Below are 24,062 nucleotides of genomic sequence, written 5' to 3'. Positions count from 1 at the left end.
GACATGCCCGAGCTGGTGTTCTTCTCCGGAACGATGGACTGTGGGAAGTCGACGCTGGCTCTCCAGATCGAGCACAACCGCTCGGCGCGCGGCCTCCAGGGCATGATCTTCTCGCGTGACGACCGCGCCGGCGAGGGCAAGCTGTCCTCGCGCCTCGGCCTGGTCACGGACGCGGTGGAGGTCGAGGACGGCCAGGACCTCTACGCCTACCTCGTCGACCACCTCTCGCAGGGCGGCCGAGCGGACTACGTGATCGCCGACGAGGCGCAGTTCCTCGCGCCGGAGCAGATCGACCAACTCGCGCGGGTGGTCGACGACCTGGGCCTGGACGTCTACGCCTTCGGCATCACGACCGACTTCCGTTCCAAGCTGTTCCCCGGCTCCCAGCGGCTGGTGGAACTGGCCGACCGGGTCGAGGTGCTCCAGGTCGAGGCCCTGTGCTGGTGCGGCGCCCGGGCCACGCACAACGCCCGCACGATAGGCGGCGTCATGGTCGTCGAGGGCGCCCAGGTGGTCGTCGGAGACGTCACCCACTCCAGCGACGAGGTCGGCTACGAAGTCCTGTGCCGCCGCCACCACCGGCGCCGTATGACCTCGGCGGCGGCCCACGCGGCGGCCCTGTCCCCGGACGTGCTGCCGGTGTCGTCCTCCTGACCACTCGGGCGGTGCGTCAGCGCTGCCGTCGCAGCAGCGCGAACGGTGCCCCCTCCGGGTCCGCCACCATCGCCACCCGGCCGTGCGCCGTGTCATGGGCCGGCTTGAGGACGTGCCCGCCCAGCTGCACCAGGCGGTCCAGTGCGCCGTCGACGTCGTCGGCCTGGAAGTACGTCACCCAGTGCGGGCCCCGGTCGCGGGGCAGCGCCTGCCCCAGCCCGTGGATGCCGGCGACGGGCCGGTCCCCGAGGTGCAGGGTCACGTAGTCCAAGCCGGCGGACACCACCGGCTCCTCCTGGTAGCCGAACACCGACCGGTAGAACTTGGCGACGCTCGCCGACTCGTAGGTCAGCAGCTCGTTCCAGGCGGGCGTGCCGGGGGCGCCCGAGACGGACGTGCCGTGGTGAGCGGCGGCCTGCCAGACGCCGAAGACCGCACCCGAGGGATCGGAACAGATCGCCAGACGGCCCGCGTCGGCGGCGTCCAGCGGGCCCACGCCGATCGTGCCGCCGCAGCTGCGTACCGTCTCGGCGGTCAGATCGACGTTCTCCGAGGCGAAGTAGGGGGTCCACGCGATGGGCAGATGGCGGTCCGGGGGCAGTTGGCCGATGCCCGCCACCTCGTGTCCGTCGAGCAGCGCCCGTACGTACGGGCCGAGTTGCCGGGGGCCCGGCTGGAACTCCCAGCCGAACAGCGTTCCGTAGAACTCCTGGGTCGCGGCCGGCCCGTGCACCATCAGGCTCACCCAGCAGGGGGTGCCGGGCGCGTGCCGAACGGGTCCTGCGTCGTTCGGGCCGGCGGACTCCCGTGCGTCGGTCATCGTCACTCTCTTCTCGGCCTCGCGGTGGACGCGCTCTCCGCAGCCCACGGGGGTACGTCCAGCGGGGCGGCCCCTGTCCGGGAGAATGCCTGACGGGCGGTGCGCTGCACCGTGCGGCGCGCTTGCCGGCACGTGTCGTTCAGCTGTACAGCAAGTGCTTGTTCCCGTACAGCGCGTGAGCGTTCCGTTCGGCCGAGCAGAGTAGCCGGACCCGCATGGCTCGGCCACCCCTGTGCGCGAGGATGGAGCCATGAACGCCATCATCTCCGCATCCGACCTCGCGAGCGATCTGACGGGTGCCAACCCGCCCGTCCTGCTCGATGTCCGCTGGCAGCTCACCATGGCCAAAGCGACCGGTGAGCCGCCGTACGACGGCCGTGCCGCATACGAGGAAGGGCACCTTCCGGGGGCCGTCTTCGTCGACCTGGACCGGGAGTTGGCCTCGGCGCCGGGGGAGGGCGGCCGGCATCCGCTGCCCGACCTCGCGCGCTTCGGTGCCGCGATGCGCCGGGCGGGTGTGTCGTCCGGGACGCCGGTGGTCGTCTACGACGGCGGCCAGGGCTGGGCGGCGGCCCGGGCGTGGTGGCTGCTGCGCTGGACGGGTCACCCGGACGTGCGAGTCCTCGACGGCGGGTTGCCGGCCTGGGAGGGTCCGCTGGAGAAGACCGTGCCGACTCCGGCCGAGGGCGACTTCGTACCCGAGCCCGGGGCGGCCGGCCTGCTCGACGCCGACGCCGCCGCGGCGTTGGCGCGCTCCGGGGTGCTGCTGGACGCGCGGGCGGGGGAGCGGTACCGGGGCGAGGTGGAGCCGATCGATCCGGTGGCCGGGCACATCCCGGGAGCGGTGTCGGCGCCCACCACGGAGAACGTGGGGGCGGACGGGTGCTTCCTCCCCGCCGGGGAACTGCGCGCGCGTTTCCAGGGGCTCGGGGTGAGCGAGGGCGCGAGGGTCGGCGTGTACTGCGGGTCGGGGGTGTCCGCGGCGCATGAGGTCCTGGCGCTGGCGGTCGCGGGCATTCCGGCGGAGCTGTACGTGGGTTCGTGGTCTGAGTGGTCCTCGGACCCGGACCGGCCGGTGGCCGTGGGACCGGATCCTCAGTAACCCGGCAGGAGTTCTCGGCAACCGGGCATGAGCCATCGTCGGTAACCGGGCAGGAGAGCGAAGGCCGCGCCCACGAGGCGCGGTCCTCGTCCTCCTGCAGCCGATCCGGCTACTCCTGCTTCTTGCGCCGCGTCCCGAACACGATCTCGTCCCAGCTCGGGACGGCGGCTCTGCGGCCGGGCCGGACGCCGTCGGCCTCGGCCTGGCGGTCGGTGGCCCCGATGAGCCGGTCGCGGTGGCTGCCGACGGAGCGCGGCATGAGGACGTCCGCGTAGGCGGAACCGGCCGAGGCCGCGGGAGCCGGGGGTTCCTCCTCCTCGGCTTCGGCGACGGGCTCCTCCTCGGGCTCCGGAGCGGGGCGCTCCGGCACGACCAAGTCGCCGCGGAAACTCGGCACCGCCTCCAGCAGGCTGGTCAGCGAGTCCCGCTCACCCGTGCTCTCCTCCACCGGCTCGGACGCCGCCGCCGGAAGGCTGGGCCGCTCCCGGTCGGCGGAACGGTCCAGCGGCCGGTCGCGCGGCAGCCGGGCGATCCGCGGGACGAACGGGAAGCTGGGCTCGGGCGCGGCCAGGTCGTCGGTCTCGCCGATGAGCATGCGTGCCTCGTCGTCGACGGCCTGGACGAGCCGCCGGGGCGGGTCGTATGTCCAGCTCGCCGAGTGCGGTTCGCCCGCGACGCGGTAGACCAGCAGGACTTCCCACGTGCCGTCGTCGCGACGCCAGGAGTCCCACTGGACGGTGTCCTTCTCGGCACCGCGCAGCAGCAGCCGCTCCGCCACGGCCTCGCCCAGCGGCGGACCGGAGTTCTCGCCGGGGCGGCGGACCGGGGTCTTGCGGGCCCGCTCGGCCATGAACGCACGCTCGGCGAGCACCGGACCCTCGAAGCGGCGGACGCGGTCCACGGGGATGCCGGCGAGCTGCGCGACCTCTTCCGCCGTCGCGCCGGCTCGTATACGCGCCTGGATGTCGCGGGGGCGGAGGTGGCTCTCCACCTCGATCTCGATCTGGCCCAGGCGAGGACGGTCGCCGCGCACGGCGGCGCGGAGCCGTTCGTCGATGGGAAGCGTGTACTCCGTGCTGTCCGCAGCCTTCAGCACCAGCCGTGTGCCGTCATTCGAGACGGCCACGACACGCAGTTCGGGCATGGGGACCTCCCGGGTGGTGCCTGCCGACGTCACGTGCGTCGCTGCTTCCGCTAGTCGAGTGTGGCCTGCCCGGGTGCAGCCTGCCACAACCTTGCCGAGTTGCCCGGCGTGTCGGGCGCGGGCCCTGGATCGCCGTTATGGCACGGTTACCTATTCGCAACGCTAAGTGACGAACTCTGTCACCCTGTGCAACTAGCCCCCTCCCGGCGGTCCTTAAAGGCCCCGTGCACCCTGACGGGAGACCGGACCCAGGGCTCGCAACAGTACTCCATTCGGGCCACGTGCGTGGATTGGCGCGCCGCCGAACTTCTGGCAAGGGGGCGGACTCGGCCGTCCGCTGCCCCCATTGCGCGATCTTGAACGTGGGGAACGCCACCCCCGGCGCGTCCCCTACGCCCCCAGGACCCTCCGCAAGTAGTCGTTCTGGAACCGCCGATCAGGATCGAGCCGGTCCCGCAACGCCGTGAACTCTTCGAAGCGCGGATACACCCGGGAGAAGTACGCGGCGTCCCTGGTGTGCACCTTGCCCCAGTGCGGACGTCCCTCGTGGGCGGTGAAGATGCGCTCGGCCGCGGTGAAGTACCGCTGGTAGGGCGTGCCCTGGAACATGTGGACGGCGATGTAGGCGGTGTCCCGGCCCGAGGCGGTGGACAGCGTGATGTCGTCCGCCGGTGCCGTGCGCACCTCCACGGGGAAGCTGACCTTCAGACCGGAACGGTCGACCATCGTCTTCAGTTCGCGCAGCGCCTCGACGACGGCCGCGCGCGGAACGGCGTACTCCATCTCCACGAAGCGCACCCGGCGCGGCGAGGTGAAGACCTTGTAGGGGATGTCCGTGTAAGTCCGCGCGGACAGGGCCTTGCTGGAGATCTGGGCGATCGCGGGGATCGTGGCGGGCACCGCGCGGCCGACCCAGTTGGCCACCTGGAAGACCCCGTTGGAGAGGAACTCGTCCTCGAACCAGCTCTGGAGCTGCGGCACCGGCTTCTCCGGGCCCGCGCTGCGGTTGTTGCGCTTGGTGTTGGTGCTCCCGGTGTGCGGGAACCAGTAGAACTCGAAGTGCTCGTTCTCGGCCCAGAGTTCCTCGAAGTCGGCGAGGACCCGGTCGAACGGCATCGGCTCCTCGCGGGCCGTGAGCAGGAAGACCGGCTCCACGGCGAACGTGATCGCGGTGACGATGCCCAGGGCGCCGAGGCCGATGCGGGCGGCCGCGAAGACCTCCGGGTTCTCCTTCTCGGAGCAGGTGAGGACCGAGCCGTCGGCGGTGACCAGTTCAAGGCCCTTGATCTGGGCGGCGATCGAGCCGGAGTCACGGCCCGTGCCGTGCGTGCCGGTGCTTATCGCCCCCGAGACCGTCTGCTCCATGATGTCGCCCATGTTCGTCAGCGACAGTCCCTCCCGGGCGAGGGCCATGTTGAGTCTCTTGAGCGGGGTGCCGGCCTCCACCGTGACGGTCATGGCCTCGCGATCAATGGCGCGTATCCCGGTCAACAGTTGAGGACGGATCAACACACCGTCCGTCGCCGCTATGGACGTGAAGGAGTGCCCCGTGCCGACGGCCTTCACCTTCAGGCCGTCCTCGGCGGCCCGCCGCACGGCGGCGGCCAGTTCGTCGACGGAGGCCGGGGTGACCTCCCGCGCGGGACGCGCGGAGACATTGCCGCCCCAGTTACGCCACGTGCCGTTCTTTCCGTTCGCCGTGCTGCTCAACGGAGCCTCCCCGACCCGTAGCCGGCCGCTTGAGCCGACGGAATCCGAGGAAACCCACCGCGACCGCGACGGCCCCGGCCACCGCCGGAACCCCGTACCCGGCACGTGCTCCGGCCGCGTCGATCACCCAGCCGGCCGCGGAGGAGCCGAGCGCGACCCCCACCGCGAGCCCGGTGCTCACCCAGGTCATGCCCTCGGTGAGCTGCGCACGTGGTACGTGCTCTTCGATGAGGGACATCGTCGTGATCATCGTCGGAGCGATGGACAGTCCCGCAACGAACAGCGCCACGGCCAGAAACGGCAAGTTTCCGACCAGTAGGAGGGGGATCATACTCACGGCCATGGCACACACGCCCAGCAACCACCGGCGTTCCGGCGCCCCGGCGAAGTGCAGCAGCCCGAAGACCATGCCCGCCACACAGGAACCGGCCGCGTACAGCGCCAGGATGATGCTCGCGGCGGCCTTGTGCCCCTCCGCGTCGGCGAAGGCCACGGTGACCACGTCGACCGCCCCGAAGATCGCCCCGGTCGCCGCGAAGGTGGCCACCAGGACCTGAAGGCCCCGCGAGCGCAGGGCCGTGCCCCCGCCGCGGTGCTCGCGCGGGTGCGGTTCCGGCTCGGTGGCGCGCTGCGCGGTCAGCCAGAAGACGCCCACGGCCAGGAAACAGGCGGCGAGCAGCGGACCGGCCTCCGGGAACCAGGCCGTGGACAGACCGATGGAGATGATCGGCCCGAAGATGAAGCACACCTCGTCCACCACGGACTCGAAGGAGTACGCGGTGTGCAGTTGCGGCGTGCCCCGGTACAGCGCCGCCCAGCGGGCCCGGATCATCGCGCCGACGCTCGGCACGCAGCCGATGCCGACGCAGGCGAGGAACAGCACCCGGTCCGGCCACCCGTAGTGCGCCGCGCACAGCAGGACGGCCGCCGCGGTCAGCGAGATCAGCGTCGCAGGCCGCAGCACCCGCCGCTGTCCGTACTGGTCCACCAGCCGCGAGACCTGCGGTCCGGCCACCGCCGCCGCCAGCGCGATGGTGGCCGACAGGGCGCCGGCCAGGCCGTACCGTCCGGTGAGCTGGGAGACCATCGTGACGACGCCGATGCCCATCATCGACACGGGCATACGGCCGAGGAAGCCCGCGGTGGAGAAGCCCTTGGTGCCGGGGGCGGCGAACAGGGCGCGGTAGGGGCTGGGCACGGGGTCTCCGAAAGGCTCAGTAAGCTGCGAACGCAGTTGACACAGATTACGCCTCCGGGTGCGCCCGACGCACCCGTCAAGGCCCGCCCGGCGGCCGGCCGCCGCGCAGGTGTCACCCCGCCGTTTCCCGGCTGTCAGTGCAGGGTGGCAGGATCGACTCATGCCAGACGCGCGCGATGTCAGCCCCTACGACGCCCTGCTCCTGCTCTCCTTCGGCGGCCCGGAAGGCCCGGACGACGTGGTCCCGTTCCTGGAGAACGTGACGCGCGGGCGCGGCATCCCCAAGGAACGCCTCAAGGAAGTCGGGCAGCACTACTTCCTGTTCGGCGGGGTCAGCCCCATCAACGACCAGAACCGCGCCCTGCTGGACGCCCTGCGCAAGGACTTCGCCGAGCACGGCCTGGACCTGCCCGTCTACTGGGGCAACCGCAACTGGGCGCCGTATCTGACGGACACGCTGCGCGAGATGGTCCGCGACGGCCGCCGCCGCATCCTGGTCCTCGCCACCAGCGCCTACGCCTCGTACTCGGGCTGCCGCCAGTACCGCGAGAACCTCGCCGACGCGCTCGCGGCGCTTCAGGCCGAGGGGCTGGAGCCGCCGAAGGTCGACAAGCTGCGGCACTACTTCAACCACCCCGGCTTCCTCGAGCCCATGATCGACGGGGTGATCCGCTCCCTCGCCGAGCTGCCCGAGGACGTCCGGGACGGGGCGCACCTCGCCTTCTCGACGCACTCGATCCCGACGGCCTCCGCCGACACCTCCGGGCCCGTCGAGGACCACGGCGACGGCGGCGCGTACGTCAGGCAGCACCTGGACGTGGCGCAGCTGATCGCGGACGCCGTCCGGGAGCGCACCGGCGTCGACCACCCCTGGCAGCTCGTCTACCAGTCCCGCTCCGGCGCCCCGCACATCCCGTGGCTGGAGCCCGACATCTGCGACCACCTCGACGAGCGGCACGCGGCCGGCGTCCCGGCTGTGGTGATCGCCCCCATCGGGTTCGTCTCCGACCACATGGAGGTCCTCTACGACCTCGACACGGAGGCCAGGGCCAAGGCGGAGGAGCTGGGGCTGCCGATGCGCCGCTCGGCGACCGTCGGCGCCGACCCGAGGTTCGCCGCCGCGATCCGCGAGCTCGTCGTGGAGCGCGCCGCCGTCGAGCGCGGGCAGGAGGTCACGCCCTGCGCCCTGGGCGCCCTCGGGGCGAGCCACCACCTCTGCCCGGCCGGCTGCTGCCCGGCCCGCGCCCCCCGGCCCGCCGCCGCGGGCGCCGACAGCACCTACGCGTGAGGAGCCCCGTGACCGACCCCCTGCTCCAGGACCTGCTCGCTCTCGCCCAGGAGGCCGCCCGGCGCGCGGGCGCGCTGCTGCGGGACGGACGACCGGCCGACCTCGCGGTGGCCGCGACCAAGTCCAGCCCCATCGACGTCGTCACGGAGATGGACATCGCGGCCGAGAAGCTGATCACCGGCCTGATCGCCGAGCGCCGCCCGGACGACGGCATCCTCGGCGAGGAGGGCGCCGCCACGGAGGGCACGAGCGGCGTCCGCTGGGTCATCGACCCGCTCGACGGCACGGTCAACTACCTGTACGGGCTGCCCACCTGGTCCGTCTCCATCGCCGCCGAGCGGGACGGCGAGACCGTCGTCGGGGTCGTCGCGGCCCCGATGCGCGGCGAGACCTTCCACGCGGTGCTCGGCGGCGGTGCCTGGGCCACCGGCGCCTGGGACGGCGAGCGCAGGCTGGCCTGCCGGCCCGCGCCGCCCCTGGACCAGGCGCTGGTCTCCACGGGCTTCAACTACGTGGCCGAGGTCCGCGCCCACCAGGCCGAGGTCGCCCAGCGGCTGATTCCGCTGCTGCGCGACATCCGGCGGGGCGGTTCGGCCGCGGTCGACCTGTGCGACCTGGCGGCCGGACGCCTCGACGGCTACTACGAGCGCGGTCTGCACGCCTGGGACGTCGCGGCGGGCGACCTGATCGCCCGGGAGGCGGGCGCGCTGACCGGTGGACGCCCCGGAGAGCGCCCGTCAGGGGATCTGACGGTCGCGGGCACCCCGGGCGTCTTCGAGCCCCTCCAGGGCCTCCTGGAGGACTTCGGCGCCTGGCACGACTGACCCCCTGGAACTGGCCCCTGGAACCGACCCCTGGAACGACGGAGCGGGCCCCGGCGCTGGATTCGCCGGGGCCCGCTCCGTACGCCTGATCAGACGCTCGTCGCGCCGACCTCCACACCGTGCTCGGCGGCGAGGCGGCGCAGGTCGTCGAGCTCGCCCTGCTCCACCTCGACGAGGAAGTCGTCGCCCTCGTCGCGAGCCCGGGACAGATCGGACTCGGTCGCCCTTATGCGCTGCAGAAGTCCTGCGGTGAATGCGTCCATGCTGCGCCCCCTCGTCCTGGGTCGTGGGTCGTTGGCACGGGGGTGTGCCATTAGGAAGGGACGATCACGTCTCCTGTGGATGCCCAGCGCCGGTCGGCCGGGCGGCGACGGTGCCGGACACCCACGCCCGCCCTGCGGCAAAGCGGGTTGACGCGCACCGCATGGTGGTGCGGTGCCAGCAGAGGGTGATCGTGGGATGTAAAGCCGTCCTCCCCAAGCTCCCTTCCGTGGAAACCTAACCGCGGGAGAAAATCTCTTATTCCGCATCGGGCCCCGCCCGCTCACCCGCCTTACCTCCGACTTATGGCCGAAAAGGGCAGGATGGAGGGCAACACACCAACAGACCGTCGAAGACCCCTGCCCGGCTGCGCCTGTGCGGCGCTACGCGGGTGGACATGAGGAAGGACCAGGGACGTGCGCGTACTCGTCGTCGAGGACGAGCAACTGCTCGCCGATGCGGTGGCCACCGGACTGCGCCGGGAGGCCATGGCCGTCGACGTCGTGTACGACGGCGCGGCCGCCCTGGAGCGCATCGGCGTCAACGACTACGACGTGGTCGTCCTCGACCGCGACCTCCCGCTCGTGCACGGCGACGACGTCTGCCGCAAGATCGTCGAGCTCGGCATGCCCACGCGCGTGCTGATGCTCACGGCCTCCGGCGACGTCAGCGACCGGGTGGAGGGCCTGGAGATCGGCGCCGACGACTATCTGCCCAAGCCGTTCGCGTTCAGTGAGCTCATCGCGCGCGTGCGGGCCCTCGGCCGGCGCACCAGCGTGCCCCTGCCGCCGGTCCTGGAGCGCGCCGGGATCAAGCTCGACCCCAACCGCCGCGAGGTCTTCCGCGACGGCAAGGAGGTCCAGCTCGCTCCCAAGGAGTTCGCCGTCCTGGAGGTGCTGATGCGCAGCGAGGGCGCCGTCGTCTCGGCGGAGCAGCTGCTGGAGAAGGCCTGGGACGAGAACACCGACCCGTTCACGAACGTCGTCCGCGTGACGGTCATGACCCTGCGCCGCAAGCTCGGCGAGCCGCCCGTGATCGTCACCGTTCCCGGCTCGGGCTACCGGATCTGATCGGCCGTGGCCACCACTCCCGTGCCTCCTCAGGCACCTCCGAAGCCCACCTGGGACCCCCGGCGGCCCGCGCCGCCGCTCCCCTGGCTGCGCCCGACCATCCGCATAAGGCTCACGCTGCTCTACGGCGGCATGTTCCTGATCGCCGGCATCCTGCTGCTGTCGATCATCTACCTGCTGGCCGCGCAGGCCCTGAACGTGGGCAGCGTCCTGCCGTTCAAGATCGTCGAGGGCAAGGTCACCAGCGACATCTGCAACCTGCCCGACCAGGCCTCGCCCAGCGAGTTCAACAACGCCATGAACGCGTGCGTCAATGATCAGCGCCGGCACGCCCTGGACAGCTTGCTCAGCCGCTCGCTCCTGTCCCTGCTGGGCCTGGCGGTCATCGCCTTCGCCTTCGGCTACGCGATGGCCGGCCGGGTCCTGTCGCCGCTGGGCCGGATCACCCGTACCGCCCGCGCGGTGGCCGGCTCCGACCTGTCCCGCCGGATCGAGCTGGACGGCCCGGACGACGAGCTCAAGGAGCTGGCGGACACCTTCGACGACATGCTGGAGCGGCTGCAGCGCGCCTTCACCGCCCAGCAGCGCTTCGTGGGCAACGCCTCGCACGAGCTGAGAACACCCCTGGCGATCAACCGCACGCTCCTCGAGGTGCACCTGTCCGACCCGGGCGCGCCGGTGGAGCTCCAGCAACTCGGCAAGACGCTGCTGGCCACCAACGAGCGCAGCGAGCAGCTCGTCGAGGGCCTGCTGCTGCTCGCCCGCAGCGACAACCAGATCGTCGAGCGGGGCCCGGTGGACCTCGCGGAGGTCGCCGAGCAGGCCATCGACCAGGTGCACGGCGAGGCCGAGGCCAAGGGCGTGCGCATCCGCGGCGAGCAGAAGCCCGCGGTCGTCCAGGGCAACGGCGTGCTGCTGGAGCGGATCGCCCTCAACCTGGTGCAGAACGCCGTGCGGTACAACGTGGCCGAGGGCGGCTGGGTCGAGGTCACCACCGACGTCCAGCACGGTCAGGCGGTGCTGGTCGTCTCCAACACGGGCCCGGTCGTGCCGGCGTACGAGATCGACAACCTCTTCGAGCCGTTCCGGCGGCTGCGCACGGAGCGCACGGGCAGCGACAAGGGTGTGGGACTCGGTCTGTCGATCGTCCGGTCGGTGGCGCGGGCGCACGGCGGGCACATCTACGCGCAGCCGCGCGAAGGGGGTGGACTCGTGATGCGAGTCACGCTGCCCATCTGAGATCATGTCGCCGATCAACTCGGCGACACACGGGGATGTTCGCTTTGCGCGGAATTTTCAAGATCTCACGGTGTGTGCATCGTGTGTGATCGATCACAGGGGCGCTTTTCCGGTCATCTACTCTCCGTGATCATGTGTCCTGCCGGAAAGCCGGGAAAATCCCGGTTTTCGAGGGTCTTGATCACGGGAAGTACACGGTGAGACGCCTTTGTAGTGCGGCATTCGGACCGTGTACGGTCCCCATCGCCATCCAAGCCGATCACTCGTGAGGAGTCCGGTTGGGTGTCGATTGAGTAACAGACCTTGATGTGAGGCAAAATCTCCGCCTCAGGTCGGGCACAAGTCCGGCCTCTCACGCGTTACGTGCGCTGGAGACACCGCAGACACCCAGAGGGGGAGAGCGACATGGCAACCGATTACGACACTCCACGCAAGACCGACGACGACGTTGACTCGGACAGCCTCGAAGAGCTGAAGGCTCGGAGGAACGACAAGTCGGCCTCCGCAGTGGACGTCGACGAGTTCGAGGCCGCGGAAGGCCTCGAGCTGCCCGGCGCCGATCTCTCGAACGAGGAGCTGGCAGTCCGAGTGCTCCCGAAGCAGCAGGACGAGTTCACCTGCATGAGCTGCTTCCTGGTGCACCACCGCAGCCAGCTGGCCCGGGAGAAGAACGGTCAGCCGATCTGCCGCGACTGCGACTGAGGACGGGTCGGCCGTGACTGGCTCGACCCCTCCCTGGAAGCGCCGCTTCTCCAAGCGGAAAGCGGACGAAGGGCCGATCGACGGCCCGAAGCACGGCGCGTGTGACGACGAGCGAGGCTCAACCGGTACGGGGGCGGCCTCGCTCGAACCGGCAGCGGACCGGGGTGACCTCCCGGCGTCCGTCGACGTCCCCGCACCCGTCGCCCGGCGACGGGCGGGGACGATCCGGGAGAGGGCCTGGGGCGGCGCCCGCAAGGGCGGCGAACGGGCCCGTGCGGGTCTCGCGCACCTCGCCGACCGGATCATCGATCTGGCCCCGCGCGTCCCCGTGCGGGACCTGGCGACCCTGCGCAGGCAGTTCCCGGGCCTGGGGCCCGAAGAGCTCGCGGACAAACTCGTCGCGGGCGCGGCGAAGGCGACGGCGACGGTCGGAGCGGGCATCGGCGCGGCGGCGATGCTTCCCGTCCCGCCCGCGATGCCGACGGAACTGGCCGCCGAGGTCACCGGCGTCGCGGCGATCGAGCTGAAGCTGATCGCCGAACTCCACGAGGTCTACGGCGTACGGCCGCCCGGCAGCCTCAAGCAGCGCAGCACGGCGTACCTCGACGCCTGGTCGGGGGAGCGCGGGATCGACGCGACCAGGCCGTCGACGCTGAGCACGGCGCTGAACAGCCGCATGAAGCGCGAGCTGCGACAGCGGATCACGAAGCGGATGGTCCGCAGCATGCCGAACCTGGTGCCGTTCCTGGTGGGCGCCGCCGTCGGGGCGGCCATGAACCGCAGCGAGACGAGAAAGCTCGCCGTCCGGATCCGCGAGGACCTGCGCAAGATGCAGGTGCCCTGGGAGGCCCTGGAGGCGCTCCCCGCCCTGGAGCGTCCGGCGGACGCCCTGGAGATGGGCGAGCTCATCGACGACCCCTTGGGCCGCCTCGACGAGAGACACGACAAGCGCGACGACCGACGCTGAGGCGACGCCGAGGCGGTGCGCGGGTACGGGGGCTTCATGAAGCCCCGCACCGGGTGACGCCCGGCGCAAGTGTGCTACTCCGACTTCGCCGCCCTCAGCGCCTCCGCCAGGCGCTCCGGCTCGCGGGTGGACAGGTACAGGTACGGAGTCGGGTCCTCCGGGTCCGTGACCTCCACGCGCAGGGCGGTGGGGATGTAGGCGCGCAGCAGCATGAAGGCGCGCGGGTCGGCCTTGTGGGTGCGCCAGGCGCGGGTTTCCTCCGCGTCCAGGACCTCCGCCTCGCCCAGCGCCGCCACCGGGATCTTCGCCTCGCCCGCGATCAGGGAATCACCCACCACACGGATGCGGACCGAGCCGTACGAACTCGCGGCGACGGCCGCGACCGCCGTGCCGCCGGCCAGACCGCCGAGCATCGGCAGCGTGCCGAACGGGAGCAGGACCAGGGCCATGGAGACCCCGACCAGGAACGAGATCAGCCACCAGGACCGGGGAGCGGTCAGGCGTTCTTCGTACGGGGCGGCGGAGAGCTGCATGGAGCCAAGCTTGGCACGGTGTCCGGAAGGGGCCGACGCGCGGGTAAGGTCTCCGGCTGTGAGTCGTACTTCCACTGCTCTGCAGCCTCCGGCCGACGCCGTGCGACCGGTGCGGCATCCGGATGCTCCGGCGCCCGGTGAGCCCCTCGGCGCGCACTACGGCCAGTGTTTCGGCTGTGGCGGCGACCAGCCGCACGGGCTGCACCTGGAGGCCCGGGCCGGCGAGGGCGTGTCACTCACCGCCGAGTTCACCGTGCAGCCCGCCCACCAGGGCGCCCCGGGCCTCGCCCACGGCGGTGTGCTCACCTCCGCCCTGGACGAGACGCTCGGCTCGCTGAACTGGCTGTTGCGCACGATCGCCGTGACCGGACGGCTGGAGACCGACTTCGTACGGCCCGTGCCCGTCGGTACCACGCTGTACCTGGAGGCGGAGGTGACGGCGGTGGCCGGGCGGAAGATCTACTCGACCGCCACCGGACGCGTCGGCGGCCCCGGCGGGCCCGTCGCCGTGCGCGCCGACGCGCTCTTCATCGAGGTCAAGGTCGACCACTTCGTCGACCACGGCCGCAAGGAGGAGATCCGGGCGGCCATGAACGACCCGGACCAGGTCCGGCGCGCCCGCGCCTTCGAGGTGAACCCGTGAGCCGTGAGACCCGTCAAGAGCTCGACGTGCTGATCCGGCGCGTCGATCCGGACGTACCACTTCCGTCGTATGAGCACCCCGGGGACGCGGGAGCCGATCTGCGCACCACCGAGGCGTGCCGGCTGGCGCCGGGCGAGCGGGCCGTGCTGCCCACGGGAGTGTCTGTGGCGCTGCCGGAGGGGTACGCGGCCTTCGTGCACCCCCGGTCCGGCCTGGCCGCCCGCTGTGGCGTCGCCCTGGTGAATGCCCCGGGGACGGTTGATGCCGGGTACCGTGGGGAGATCAAGGTGATCGTGGTGAATCTCGACCCGCGCGAGGACGTGCGGTTCGAGCGCTTCGACCGGATTGCCCAACTGGTCGTCCAGCAGGTCGAGAGGGTCCGCTTCCAGGAGGTGGCGGAGCTTCCCGGCTCCGCGCGGGCCGAGGGGGGCTTCGGGTCCACCGGAGGACACGCCGCGGTGGACGGGACGAGCGACACAAGCGGTCAGGCCGCCCTGGGCGGTCAGGCGGGTGGGAATCGATACGCTTCGGTCGTATCCGACCGGGAAGGACAGTGACGTGTTCGGACGTCGCAAGAAGAGGGATGCCGCCGAGGACGCGGCCGGCGAGGCCGAGCAGGTCGTCGACGGTGTCGACAGTGAGGCGGGCGGCGAGGGCGAGCGCCTGAGGCTCGAGCCGGCGCCGCGGCCCGACGGGCCCTGGGACAGCTCCGAGGTGCGCGACCCGGGCGAGGGCCGGGTCGACCTGGGCGGTCTGTTCGTGCCGGGCGTCGACGGCATGGAGCTGCGGGTCGAGGTCGCGGGTGACGCGATCGTGGCGGCGACGGTCGTGCTGCGGGACAGCGCCATCCAGCTGCAGGGCTTCGCAGCACCCAAGCGTGAGGGCATCTGGGCCGAGGTGCGCGAGGAGATCGGCTCGGGCATCACCCAGCAGGGCGGCATCGTCGACGAGGTCGAAGGGCCGCTGGGCTGGGAGTTGCGGGCCCAGGTGCCGGTGCAGCTGCCGGACGGCACCGGCGGCTTCCAGGTCGTGCGGTTCGTCGGTGTGGACGGCCCCCGCTGGTTCCTGCGCGGGGTCATCTCGGGCCAGGGCGCGGTGCAGCCGCAGGCCGCCGGGCTGCTCGAGCAGATCTTCCGGGACACCGTCGTGGTCCGCGGCGAGGGCCCGATGGCGCCCCGCGACCCGATCGTCCTGAAGCTGCCCGACGACGCCCAGATGGTCCCCGAGGGCGTCCAGCAGGAGGAGGGCTCCCGTTTCGCCGGCGGAATGGGCCAGCTCCAGCGCGGACCGGAGATCACCGAGGTTCGCTGAGCGTCGCAGAGACACCAGGGCCGCATCCCCCAGGGGTGCGGCCCTTTCTCATGCTTCATGCCGGGAGCCTTGACGGGGTATTGGTCTGTACCTACCGTCTCCGTCCAACGCGTCTGTTCATAAAGGCGCTTGACGTTCACATACGAGAACGGAAGGCCCCCACGTATGCGCAGAACCGCACTCCTCGCGGCCGCGGCCGCCCTCGTCGCCGGTGCCCTCGCCTGGCCCGCCGGCGCCGCTCCCGGCGCCGCCGCCCCCGCCGCCTTCGTCCACCCCGGAGTCACCGTCTCCAAGGGCCAGCTGGACTTCACCCGCTCCAAGGTCAACGCCGGAGCCCAGCCCTGGAAGGGCGCCTTCGACCGGATGATGGCCAGCCCGTACGCCGACCTGAACCGCACGCCCAGGCCCCGGGCGGTCGTCGAGTGCGGTTCGTACTCCAAGCCCAACAACGGCTGCACCGACGAACGCGAGGACGCGATCGCCGCCTACACCCAGGCCCTCGCCTGGTACGTCACCCGCGACGAACGGCACGCGCGCAAGGCGATCGAGCTGATGGACGCCTGGTCCGCCGCGATCAGGGACCACACCAACAGCAACGCGCCCCTGCAGACCGGCTGGGCCGGCTCCTCCTGGCCCAGGGCCGCCGAGATCATCAAGTACACGTACACCGGCACCTGGGCCAACGCCGGCCGTTTCGCCACCATGCTCCGGGACGTCTACCTCCCCGAGGTGATCAACGGCTCGAACTCCAACGGCAACTGGGAGCTGTCGATGATGGAGGCCGCCGTCGGCATCTCCGTCTTCCTGGAGGACAAGGCGTCGTACGACAAGGCCATGACGAAGTTCCGCACCCGGACCGCCGCCTACGTCTACCTGGCCTCCGACGGCGACCTGCCGAAGACCGTGCCGAGCCAGAACCTGAACACCCGGGAGAAGGTCGTCAAGTACTGGCAGGGCCAGTCGACCTTCGTCGACGGTCTCAGCCAGGAGACCTGCCGGGACTTCACGCACACCGGGTACGGGCTCTCGGCCATCTCGCACGTCGCCGAGACCAGCCGGATCCAGGGGCAGGACCTCTACGGCACCGACGTCGGCGAGCGGCTGCGCCACGGGCTCGGCTTCCACGCCAAGTACGAGCTCGGTACCGCTGCCCCCGGCTGGCTGTGCGGCGGCTCGCTGAAGCAGGGGCTCGGGCCGATCACCGAGGTCGGCCACAACGCCCTGGCCAACCGCCTCGGACACGCCATGACCAACACCGGGACGCTGACCCTGCGCGGCCGCCCCGCCGGCAGCAACAACCTCTTCGTCGCCTGGGAGACCCTCACCCACGGCGACAATCCCGCGTGACCCGCTGAACGGCCGGGTGCGTCAGGGTTCCGTCAAGGACGGTCCGCCGACGCGCCCGGCGCCGACGTGCCGCTCCGCCCGGCCGTAAGGTCGAGGCTGCGCAGACAGCGGACCGGAAGACAATGGGGCCATGGCACGCGGCAAGCTTCGGATCCACCTCGGTGCGGCACCCGGCGTCGGCAAGACGTACGCGATGCTGTCCGAGGCCCACCGCCGCGTCGAGCGGGGCACCGACTGCGTGGCCGCCGTCGTCGAGCACCACGACCGGCCCCGCACCAAGACGATGCTGCACGGCCTGGAGAGGGTGCCGCGCCGGCGGCTGGCGTACCGCGGCGGTGTCTTCCCCGAGATGGATCTCGACGCCGTCCTCGCCCGCCGCCCGCAGGTCGCCCTGGTGGACGAACTCGCCCACACGAACGTCCCGGGCTCCCGCAACGCCAAGCGCTGGCAGGACGTGGAGGAACTGCTCGCGGCCGGGATCGACGTCGTCTCGACCGTCGACATCCAGCATCTGGAGTCCCTCGGCGACGTCGTCGAGTCGATCACCGGTGTGCGGGAGCGGGAGACGGTGCCGGACGAGGTGGTGCGGCGGGCCGACCAGGTCGAGCTGGTCGACATGTCGCCCGAGGCGCTGCGGCGGCGGATGGCGCACGGCAACATCCACCCGCCCGACAAGGTCGACGCGGCACTGTCGAACTACTTCCGGCCCGGCAACCTGACCGCGTTGCGCGAGCTGGCGCTGCTGTGGGTGGCCGACCGGGTCGACGAGTACCTGCAGCAGTACCGCAGCGAGCACCAGGTGTCGCGGATCTGGGGTTCGCGGGAGCGGATCGTGGTCGGGCTGACCGGCGGCCCGGAGGGCCGGACACTGATCCGGCGGGCGGCGCGCCTGGCCGAGAAGGGCGCCGGCGGCGAGGTGCTGGCCGTCTACATAGCCCGCAGCGACGGGCTGACCTCGGCCTCGCCCAAGGAACTGGCGATGCAGCGGACCCTCGTCGAGGACCTCGGCGGAACGTTCCACCATGTGGTCGGTGACGACATACCGGCCGCGCTGCTCGCCTTCGCCCGCGGGGTGAACGCCACCCAGCTCGTGCTGGGCTCCTCGCGCCGCAGGACCTGGCAGTACGTCTTCGGGCCCGGCGTCGGCGCGACGGTCGCCCAGCGGTCCGGCCCCGACCTCGACGTGCACATCGTCACCCACGACGAGGTCGCCAAGGGCCGCGGACTGCCGGTGGCCCGGGGCGCCCGCCTCGGGCGCTCCCGCCGGGTGTGGGGCTGGCTGGTCGGTGTCGCCGGCCCGCCGGCCCTGGCGGCGCTGCTCCACGCCGTCGACCTCGGCCTCGCCAACGACATGCTGCTGTTCCTGGCGCTGACCGTGGCCGCGGCCCTGCTCGGCGGGCTGTTCCCGGCGCTGGCCTCGGCGGCGGTGGGCTCCCTGCTGCTGAACTACTTCTACTCACCGCCCCTGCACCGGTGGACCATCGCCGACCCGAAGAACGTCCTCGCCATCGTGATCTTCGTCGCCGTCGGGGCCGCCGTTGCCTCCGTGGTCGACCTCGCCGCCCGCCGCACCCACCAGGCGGCCCGGCTGCGGGCCGAGTCCGAGATCCTGTCCTTCCTCGCGGGCAACGTGCTGCGCGGCGAGACCGGTCTGGAGGACCTGCTGGAACGGGTCCGCGAGACGTTCGGCATGGAGTCGGCGGCCCTGCTGGAACGGGCGAGCGACGTCGAGCCGTGGACCTGCGCCGGCCGCGCCGGGCACGGGCGTCCCGTCGAACGGCCCGAGCAGGCGGACGTGGACGTGCCGGTCGGGGACCACATGTCGCTCGCGCTGACCGGCCGCGTCCTGCCCGCCGAGGACCGCCGCGTGCTGGCGGCCTTCGCCGCCCAGGCCGCTGTCGTCCTGGACCGCAGCCGGCTCCGGGAGGAGGCCGACCGGGCCCGCACGCTCGCCGAGGGCAACCGCATCCGCACGGCGCTGCTCGCCGCCGTCAGCCACGACCTGCGCACCCCGCTCGCCGGGATCAAGGCGGCGGTGACCTCGCTGCGCTCGGCGGACGTCGAGTGGTCCGAGGAGGACCGGGCGGAGCTGCTGGCGGGCATCGAGGAGGGCGCCGACCGCCTCGACCACCTCGTCGGCAACCTGCTCGACATGTCACGGCTCCAGACCGGCACGGTCACCCCGCTGATCCGCGAGATCGACCTCGACGAGGTGGTGCCGATGGCGCTCGGCGGCGTACCCGGCGGCAGCGTCGGCCTGGACGTCCCGGAGACCCTGCCCATGGTCGACGTGGACCCCGGACTGCTGGAGCGGGCCATGGCCAACCTCGTCGAGAACGCCGTCAAGTACAGTCCGTCCGGCACGCCCGTGCTGGTCGCCGCCAGCGCACTCGCCGACCGGGTCGAGGTCCGGGTGGTCGACCGGGGGCCCGGCGTCCCCGACGAGGCCAAGGAGCGCGTCTTCGAGCCCTTCCAGCGCTACGGCGACGCCCCGCGCGGCGCCGGCGTGGGACTGGGGCTCGCGGTGGCGCGCGGCTTCGCCGAGGCCATGGGCGGCACGCTCGGCGCCGAGGACACCCCCGGTGGGGGGCTCACCATGGTCCTCACCCTCCGCGCGGCGGGATCCCGTCCGGAGCTCCGCCACGCGGCGGACCACGCGGCAGAACCGGAAAGGCAGGCCTCCTCATGACCCGTGTGCTGGTGGTCGACGACGAGCCGCAGATCGTGCGGGCCCTCGTGATCAACCTCAGGGCACGCACGTACGAGGTCGACGCCGCCCACGACGGTGCCAGCGCCCTCCGGCTCGCCGCCGCCCGCCACCCGGACGTGGTCGTCCTCGACCTCGGCCTGCCCGACATGGACGGCGTCGAGGTGATCAGGGGCCTGCGCGGCTGGACCCGGGTGCCGATCCTGGTGCTGTCCGCCCGGCACTCCTCCGACGAGAAGGTTCAGGCGCTGGACGCGGGCGCCGACGACTACGTCACCAAGCCCTTCGGCATGGACGAACTGCTGGCCCGGCTGCGGGCCGCCGTGCGCCGGGCCGAGCCGGCAGGGGGCGGTGCGGACGACATGATCGTGGAGACCGGCGAGTTCACCGTCGATCTGGCCGCGAAGAAGGTCGGCCGCGCCGGCAAGGACGTACGGCTGACCCCCACCGAGTGGCACCTGCTGGAGGTCCTCGTCCGCAACAGCGGGCGGCTGGTCGGGCAGAAGCGGCTGCTCCAGGAGGTGTGGGGGCCGTCGTACGGGACGGAGACCAATTACCTGCGCGTGTACATGGCGCAGCTGCGGCGGAAGCTGGAGGCGGATCCCTCCCATCCGAAGCACTTCATCACGGAGCCGGGGATGGGGTACCGGTTCGAGAAGTGAGGTCCTCCCACGGGACTACGTGGCTTTCAGCAGCCCCCGGTACGCTCTAGACATGAGTGCTGTTCCTCGTTCGCAGAAGCCTGCGGGCCGGTTCCGGCGCATGCTCGACCGGCTCTCCTCGTCACAGGAGGACCTGGAGTCCGAGGAGCTGCGCGAGGACACCGAGACCACGGGCTGTACCCGGATCGGTGACTGCCAGGACCGGCAGATAGTGACGGTTACTGGTACCTTGCGCACGGTCACCCTGCGACCGCGCGCCGGAGTCCCGGCCCTGGAGGCCGAGCTGTTCGACGGCTCCGCCGCGCTGGACGTGGTGTGGCTCGGCAGGCGCTCCATCGTGGGCATAGAGCCGGGGCGCAAGCTGATCGCATCGGGCCGGATCTCGATGAGCCGGGGCCGCCGGGTGCTGTTCAATCCCAAGTACGAACTGAGACCCCTCGGACGGGAGTAGCCGGTGACGTCGCTCGACAAGCCGACCGAAGAGACATCTGCGGACGACGCCCGGGCGGTGACCGAGGCCGCCCTGTTCGAAGCGTTCGGCGGCGTGCGGGGCATGGTCGAGACGGTGGTGCCCGGCCTGCTGTTCGTCACCATCTACACGATCAACAAGGACCTGCACCTGTCGGCGATCGCGGCGCTGGCCGTGTCGCTGGTGCTGGTGGTGGTCCGGCTGGTGAGGAAGGACACCGTCAAGCACGCCTTCAGCGGTGTCTTCGGCGTGGCCTTCGGTGTCGTCTTCGCGATGATGACCGGCAACGCCAAGGACTTCTACCTGCCCGGCATGCTCTACACGCTGGGTCTGGGACTCGCGTACATCGTCACCACCCTGTGCGGTGTCCCGCTGATCGGGCTGATCCTCGGCCCGGTCTTCAAGGAGAACCTCTCCTGGCGTACGCGGAACCCCGGCCGGAAGAAGGCGTACGCGAAGGCCAGTTACGCGTGGGGCGCGATCCTGCTCGCCAAGTGCGCGATCCTCTTCCCGCTGTACTGGTGGGCCGACACCACGCAGCTGGGCTGGGTCCTGATCGCCCTGAAGATCCCGCCGTTCCTGCTCGCCGTGTGGCTGACGTGGGTCTTCCTGGCGAAGGCGCCCGCGCCGATCGACGTGTTCGCGGAGATGGAGGCGGAGGAGAAGGCCGCGCAGGAGAGGGAGCGGGAGGCTGCTGCCCGGTCGGTCGAGAAGTGAAGCAAAAGGCAGGGGCGTCCTGAGAACCCAGGACGCCCCTTCCGCGTACCCCCCGGAGGGGCCCGCTCAGCTCGCCGCGCTGTCCCGGCGTACCGACAGCAGGTCCTCCAGCTGTTCCTCACGGGCCTGTGCGGCCACGAAGAGGAGTTCGTCGCCCGCCTCCAGGGAGTCCTCCCGGGAGGGTGTCAGGACGCGGGTGCCGCGGATGATCGTGACCAGGGACGTGTCCTCGGGCCACTCGACGTCCCCGACCTGCGTGCCGGCCAGGGCCGACTCCTCCGGCAGGGTCAGCTCGACCAGGTTGGCGTCGCCGTGGCTGAAGCGGAGCAGGCGGACCAGGTCGCCGACGCTCACCGCCTCCTCGACCAGGGCCGACATCAGACGCGGTGTGGACACGGCGACGTCCACGCCCCAGGACTCGTTGAACAGCCACTCGTTCTTCGGGTTGTTCACCCGGGCGACCACCCGCGGAACGCCGTACTCCGTCTTGGCGAGGAGCGAGACGACCAGGTTCACCTTGTCGTCGCCGGTCGCGGCGATGACGACGTTGCAGCGCTGGAGCGCCGCCTCGTCCAGGGACGTGATCTCGCACGCGTCGGCCAGCAGCCACTCGGCCTGCGGGACGCGTTCGACCGAGATGGCGGTCGGCGCCTTGTCGATCAGCAGAACCTCGTGGCCGTTCTCCAGCAGTTCGCCCGCGATCGAGCGGCCGACCGCGCCGGCACCGGCAATGGCGACCCTCATCAGAGACCGCCCTCCTCTTCGGGACCCTTGGCGAACGCCGCCTCGACCGTGTCGACCTCGTCGGTGCGCATCATCACGTGCACCAGGTCGCCCTCCTGCAACACCGTCTGCGAGGTGGGCAGGACCGCCTCGCCGAGCCGGGTCAGGAACGCCACGCGCACGCCCGTCTCCTCCTGGATCCGGCTGATCTTGTGGCCGACCCAGGCGGGGGAGGTGTGCACCTCGGCGAGCTGGACGCCCCCGGTGGGGTCGCGCCACAGCGGCTCGGCGCCCGAGGGGAGCAGGCGGCGCAGCATCTGGTCGGCCGTCCAGCGGACGGTCGCGACGGTCGGGATGCCCAGGCGCTGGTAGACCTCGGCGCGGCGGGGGTCGTAGATGCGGGCGGCGACGTTCTCGATGCCGAACATCTCGCGGGCCACGCGCGCGGCGATGATGTTGGAGTTGTCACCGCTGGAGACGGCGGCGAAGGCGCCGGCCTCCTCGATGCCCGCCTCGCGCAGGGTGTCCTGGTCGAAGCCGACCCCGGTGACCCGGCGGCCGCCGAAGGAGGACCCCAGGCGGCGGAAGGCGGTGGGGTCCTGGTCGACCACGGCGACGGTGTGGCCCTGTTGCTCCAGGTTCTGGGCCAGGGCGGAACCCACCCTTCCGCAACCCATGATCACAATATGCATCGCGTCACACCGTGCTTCCTACGGGCCCTCTGACCATCAACAATGTCCTGCTCATGTCTCTCTCTCGGCTCGCCAGGCACCAGTCGCGGCCTGAGTGCGGGCCGCCGGGCAACATCATGCCGGTGGAACCACGCCATGATTCCTTCCGGGGGCGGTGCCGCGTTCGACCGCCCGAGTCCAACGTATCGGCAAAGTCGAGGGCGTTGCCGAGGGCCCTGCCGGGCCTCGGCGGGGAGGAAGCCGACATGAGGAGCGAGATCGACGTCCTCGTCCTGGGCGGCGCGGGCGTGGACACGATCGTGCACGTGCCCGAGCTGCCCGTGCCGTTCGCCGACAGCCACATGATCCGGCCCGGGATCGTGACGCGCGCGGGCCAGAGCGGGGACTTCGTCGCGCTGGCCGCGAGCGCGCTGGGGCTGCGCACGCACCACGTCGACCTGCTGGGCGACGACCCCGAGGGCGACCTGGTCCGCGCCCTGCACCGGGACCACGGCATCGCGCTCACGGCCGTCCCCCAGCCGCTCGGCACCAAGCGCGCCGTCAACCTCGTCGGTCCCGACGGCAGACGGCTGTCGCTGTACGACGCCACGCGCTGGGCGGAGACGGACCGGCTGCCCGAGGCCGTGCTGCGGGACCTGGCCGCGGCCGGCCGGCACGCCCATGTCGTCATCACCCAGCCGTGCGCCCACGCGCTGCCGGTCCTGCGCGAGGCCGGCATCACGATCTCGACCGACCTGCACGACTGGGACGGCTGCGACCCCTACCACGAGACCTTCGCCCACCAGGCCGACCTGGTCTTCCTCTCCTGCGCGGCCCTGGCCGACCCGGAGCGGACCATGCGGCGGATCACCGAGCGGGGGCGGGCCCGGACCGTCGTCGCCACCGCCGGCGCGGACGGCGCGTACCTGCTGACCGACGGCGAGCTGACCCACGTACCCGCCGCCACACCCCCGGCACCGGTCGTCGACTCCAACGGCGCGGGCGACGCCTTCGCCGCCGCGTTCCTCTTCGCCTGGCTCCAGGACGCCCCGCCCCACCACTGCGCCCTGCACGGCACGGTGGCCGGGGCATACGCCTGCACGATCCCGTCGACCCGGACGGAGAGCATCGGGCGGGAGGAACTGCGTGCGCGGGTGGCGGAGCTGGAGCGGGCGCGGTTCAGCGGCGGGCAGGGGTGTCCGCGCCTCTAGGGCGTGTCCGGCGACACGTCCTTGCGGCGGCTGATGCTGCGGACGCTGGCCAAGGTGAGGATTCCGAGGGCGATGAGGGCGGCCGTGGC

Annotated in this window: 25 protein-coding genes; 17 read left to right on the top strand and 8 right to left on the bottom strand. The window is 71.6% G+C overall.

Annotated features, from left to right (window positions below):
- Nucleotides 1-3: 3 nt before the first annotated feature.
- Entirely contained in the window at nt 4-654 is a 651-nt protein-coding gene (locus tag CCL05_RS06215) for a thymidine kinase (RefSeq protein WP_086559466.1), read from the top strand.
- 16 nt (nt 655-670) lie between these two features.
- Here the strand turns inward: CCL05_RS06215 and CCL05_RS06210 are convergent, their stop codons facing one another.
- Nucleotides 671-1,474 carry a VOC family protein gene (locus tag CCL05_RS06210; RefSeq protein WP_107400431.1) on the bottom strand — a complete coding sequence of 268 codons (804 nt, stop codon included), beginning with the start codon at nt 1,472-1,474 and terminating at the stop codon, nt 671-673.
- Between the two features lie 250 nt (nt 1,475-1,724).
- On the opposite strand from CCL05_RS06210, the gene CCL05_RS06205 reads away from it, so the two are divergent.
- Entirely contained in the window at nt 1,725-2,576 is an 852-nt protein-coding gene (locus CCL05_RS06205; RefSeq protein ID WP_086559465.1) for a sulfurtransferase, read from the top strand.
- Nucleotides 2,577-2,685: 109 nt separating this feature from the next.
- Here the strand turns inward: CCL05_RS06205 and sepH are convergent, their stop codons facing one another.
- The 3 genes from sepH to CCL05_RS06190 form a co-directional block, all read right to left on the bottom strand.
- The gene (gene sepH, locus CCL05_RS06200) at nt 2,686-3,720 is read right to left on the bottom strand and encodes a septation protein SepH (protein WP_086559464.1); all 1,035 of its coding nucleotides are present in this window, start codon (nt 3,718-3,720) and stop codon (nt 2,686-2,688) included.
- 390 nt (nt 3,721-4,110) lie between these two features.
- On the bottom strand, nt 4,111-5,430 hold the full coding sequence (locus CCL05_RS06195) for a D-arabinono-1,4-lactone oxidase (protein WP_086559463.1): 1,320 nt from the start codon (nt 5,428-5,430) through the stop codon (nt 4,111-4,113).
- Nucleotides 5,390-6,628, bottom strand: a complete 1,239-nt coding sequence (locus CCL05_RS06190; RefSeq protein ID WP_086559462.1) for an MFS transporter — start codon at nt 6,626-6,628, stop codon at nt 5,390-5,392. Before CCL05_RS06190 ends, CCL05_RS06195 begins: the two co-directional genes overlap by 41 nt.
- Nucleotides 6,629-6,788: 160 nt before the next feature.
- On the opposite strand from CCL05_RS06190, the gene CCL05_RS06185 reads away from it, so the two are divergent.
- Both CCL05_RS06185 and CCL05_RS06180 read left to right on the top strand, forming a co-directional pair.
- Nucleotides 6,789-7,916 carry a ferrochelatase gene (locus CCL05_RS06185; protein WP_086559461.1) on the top strand — a complete coding sequence of 376 codons (1,128 nt, stop codon included), beginning with the start codon at nt 6,789-6,791 and terminating at the stop codon, nt 7,914-7,916.
- 8 nt (nt 7,917-7,924) lie between these two features.
- Entirely contained in the window at nt 7,925-8,740 is an 816-nt protein-coding gene (locus tag CCL05_RS06180) for an inositol monophosphatase family protein (RefSeq protein ID WP_086559460.1), read from the top strand.
- Between the two features lie 89 nt (nt 8,741-8,829).
- Here the strand turns inward: CCL05_RS06180 and CCL05_RS45120 are convergent, their stop codons facing one another.
- Nucleotides 8,830-9,003, bottom strand: a complete 174-nt coding sequence (locus CCL05_RS45120; RefSeq protein WP_010035018.1) for a hypothetical protein — start codon at nt 9,001-9,003, stop codon at nt 8,830-8,832.
- 414 nt (nt 9,004-9,417) lie between these two features.
- Here CCL05_RS45120 and CCL05_RS06175 point away from each other — a divergent pair, with 414 nt between their 5' ends.
- The 4 genes from CCL05_RS06175 (at nt 9,418) to CCL05_RS06160 (ending at nt 12,979) form a co-directional block, all read left to right on the top strand.
- A complete protein-coding gene (locus CCL05_RS06175) occupies nt 9,418-10,071 on the top strand; it encodes a response regulator transcription factor (RefSeq protein WP_003993508.1) in 654 nt (217 codons plus the stop codon).
- A 6-nt stretch (nt 10,072-10,077) separates the two neighbouring features.
- Complete coding sequence (locus CCL05_RS06170) at nt 10,078-11,310, top strand: sensor histidine kinase (RefSeq protein WP_086559459.1); 1,233 nt, start codon at nt 10,078-10,080, stop codon at nt 11,308-11,310.
- A 405-nt stretch (nt 11,311-11,715) separates the two neighbouring features.
- Nucleotides 11,716-12,012 (top strand): DUF4193 domain-containing protein, encoded by a 297-nt coding sequence (locus CCL05_RS06165; RefSeq protein WP_003993510.1) that lies wholly within the window; start codon nt 11,716-11,718, stop codon nt 12,010-12,012.
- A 13-nt stretch (nt 12,013-12,025) separates the two neighbouring features.
- Nucleotides 12,026-12,979 carry a hypothetical protein gene (locus tag CCL05_RS06160; RefSeq protein ID WP_086559458.1) on the top strand — a complete coding sequence of 318 codons (954 nt, stop codon included), beginning with the start codon at nt 12,026-12,028 and terminating at the stop codon, nt 12,977-12,979.
- Nucleotides 12,980-13,053: 74 nt separating this feature from the next.
- Here CCL05_RS06160 and CCL05_RS06155 read toward each other — a convergent pair whose 3' ends face one another.
- Complete coding sequence (locus tag CCL05_RS06155; RefSeq protein WP_086559457.1) at nt 13,054-13,512, bottom strand: DUF3093 domain-containing protein; 459 nt, start codon at nt 13,510-13,512, stop codon at nt 13,054-13,056.
- Between the two features lie 58 nt (nt 13,513-13,570).
- Here CCL05_RS06155 and CCL05_RS06150 point away from each other — a divergent pair, with 58 nt between their 5' ends.
- The 8 genes from CCL05_RS06150 (at nt 13,571) to CCL05_RS06115 (ending at nt 21,368) form a co-directional block, all read left to right on the top strand.
- The gene (locus CCL05_RS06150) at nt 13,571-14,155 is read left to right on the top strand and encodes a PaaI family thioesterase (protein WP_086559456.1); all 585 of its coding nucleotides are present in this window, start codon (nt 13,571-13,573) and stop codon (nt 14,153-14,155) included.
- Nucleotides 14,152-14,712, top strand: a complete 561-nt coding sequence (gene dut, locus CCL05_RS06145) for a dUTP diphosphatase (RefSeq protein WP_086559455.1) — start codon at nt 14,152-14,154, stop codon at nt 14,710-14,712. The genes CCL05_RS06150 and dut overlap by 4 nt, the downstream gene beginning before the upstream one ends.
- 1 nt (nt 14,713) lies before the next feature.
- Nucleotides 14,714-15,466, top strand: coding sequence for a DUF3710 domain-containing protein (locus CCL05_RS06140; RefSeq protein WP_086559454.1), 753 nt, complete (start codon nt 14,714-14,716; stop codon nt 15,464-15,466).
- A 165-nt stretch (nt 15,467-15,631) separates the two neighbouring features.
- Nucleotides 15,632-16,813, top strand: coding sequence for an alginate lyase family protein (locus CCL05_RS06135; protein WP_086559453.1), 1,182 nt, complete (start codon nt 15,632-15,634; stop codon nt 16,811-16,813).
- 130 nt (nt 16,814-16,943) lie between these two features.
- Nucleotides 16,944-19,502, top strand: a complete 2,559-nt coding sequence (locus CCL05_RS06130) for an ATP-binding protein (RefSeq protein ID WP_086559452.1) — start codon at nt 16,944-16,946, stop codon at nt 19,500-19,502.
- Complete coding sequence (locus tag CCL05_RS06125) at nt 19,499-20,182, top strand: response regulator (protein ID WP_086559451.1); 684 nt, start codon at nt 19,499-19,501, stop codon at nt 20,180-20,182. Before CCL05_RS06130 ends, CCL05_RS06125 begins: the two co-directional genes overlap by 4 nt.
- Before the next feature lie 52 nt (nt 20,183-20,234).
- Nucleotides 20,235-20,633 carry an OB-fold nucleic acid binding domain-containing protein gene (locus CCL05_RS06120; RefSeq protein ID WP_086559477.1) on the top strand — a complete coding sequence of 133 codons (399 nt, stop codon included), beginning with the start codon at nt 20,235-20,237 and terminating at the stop codon, nt 20,631-20,633.
- 3 nt (nt 20,634-20,636) lie between these two features.
- Nucleotides 20,637-21,368 carry a DUF3159 domain-containing protein gene (locus CCL05_RS06115; RefSeq protein WP_086559450.1) on the top strand — a complete coding sequence of 244 codons (732 nt, stop codon included), beginning with the start codon at nt 20,637-20,639 and terminating at the stop codon, nt 21,366-21,368.
- Between the two features lie 66 nt (nt 21,369-21,434).
- On the opposite strand, the gene CCL05_RS06110 is transcribed toward CCL05_RS06115, so the two are convergent.
- Together CCL05_RS06110 and CCL05_RS06105 are read right to left on the bottom strand one after the other, a co-directional pair.
- Nucleotides 21,435-22,112, bottom strand: a complete 678-nt coding sequence (locus CCL05_RS06110) for a potassium channel family protein (protein ID WP_010035052.1) — start codon at nt 22,110-22,112, stop codon at nt 21,435-21,437.
- Entirely contained in the window at nt 22,112-22,783 is a 672-nt protein-coding gene (locus tag CCL05_RS06105) for a potassium channel family protein (RefSeq protein WP_086559449.1), read from the bottom strand. Before CCL05_RS06105 ends, CCL05_RS06110 begins: the two co-directional genes overlap by 1 nt.
- Before the next feature lie 245 nt (nt 22,784-23,028).
- On the opposite strand from CCL05_RS06105, the gene CCL05_RS06100 reads away from it, so the two are divergent.
- Nucleotides 23,029-23,973, top strand: coding sequence for an adenosine kinase (locus tag CCL05_RS06100; protein WP_086559448.1), 945 nt, complete (start codon nt 23,029-23,031; stop codon nt 23,971-23,973).
- Nucleotides 23,974-24,062 lie beyond the last annotated feature (89 nt).

It is taken from the genome of Streptomyces africanus, from assembly GCF_002150735.1.
In the GTDB taxonomy this organism is placed as follows: Bacteria; Actinomycetota; Actinomycetes; order Streptomycetales; family Streptomycetaceae; genus Streptomyces; species Streptomyces africanus.
The sequence above is the reverse complement of the archived record's forward strand: the minus strand, read 5'-3'. Positions and strand labels throughout refer to the sequence as shown.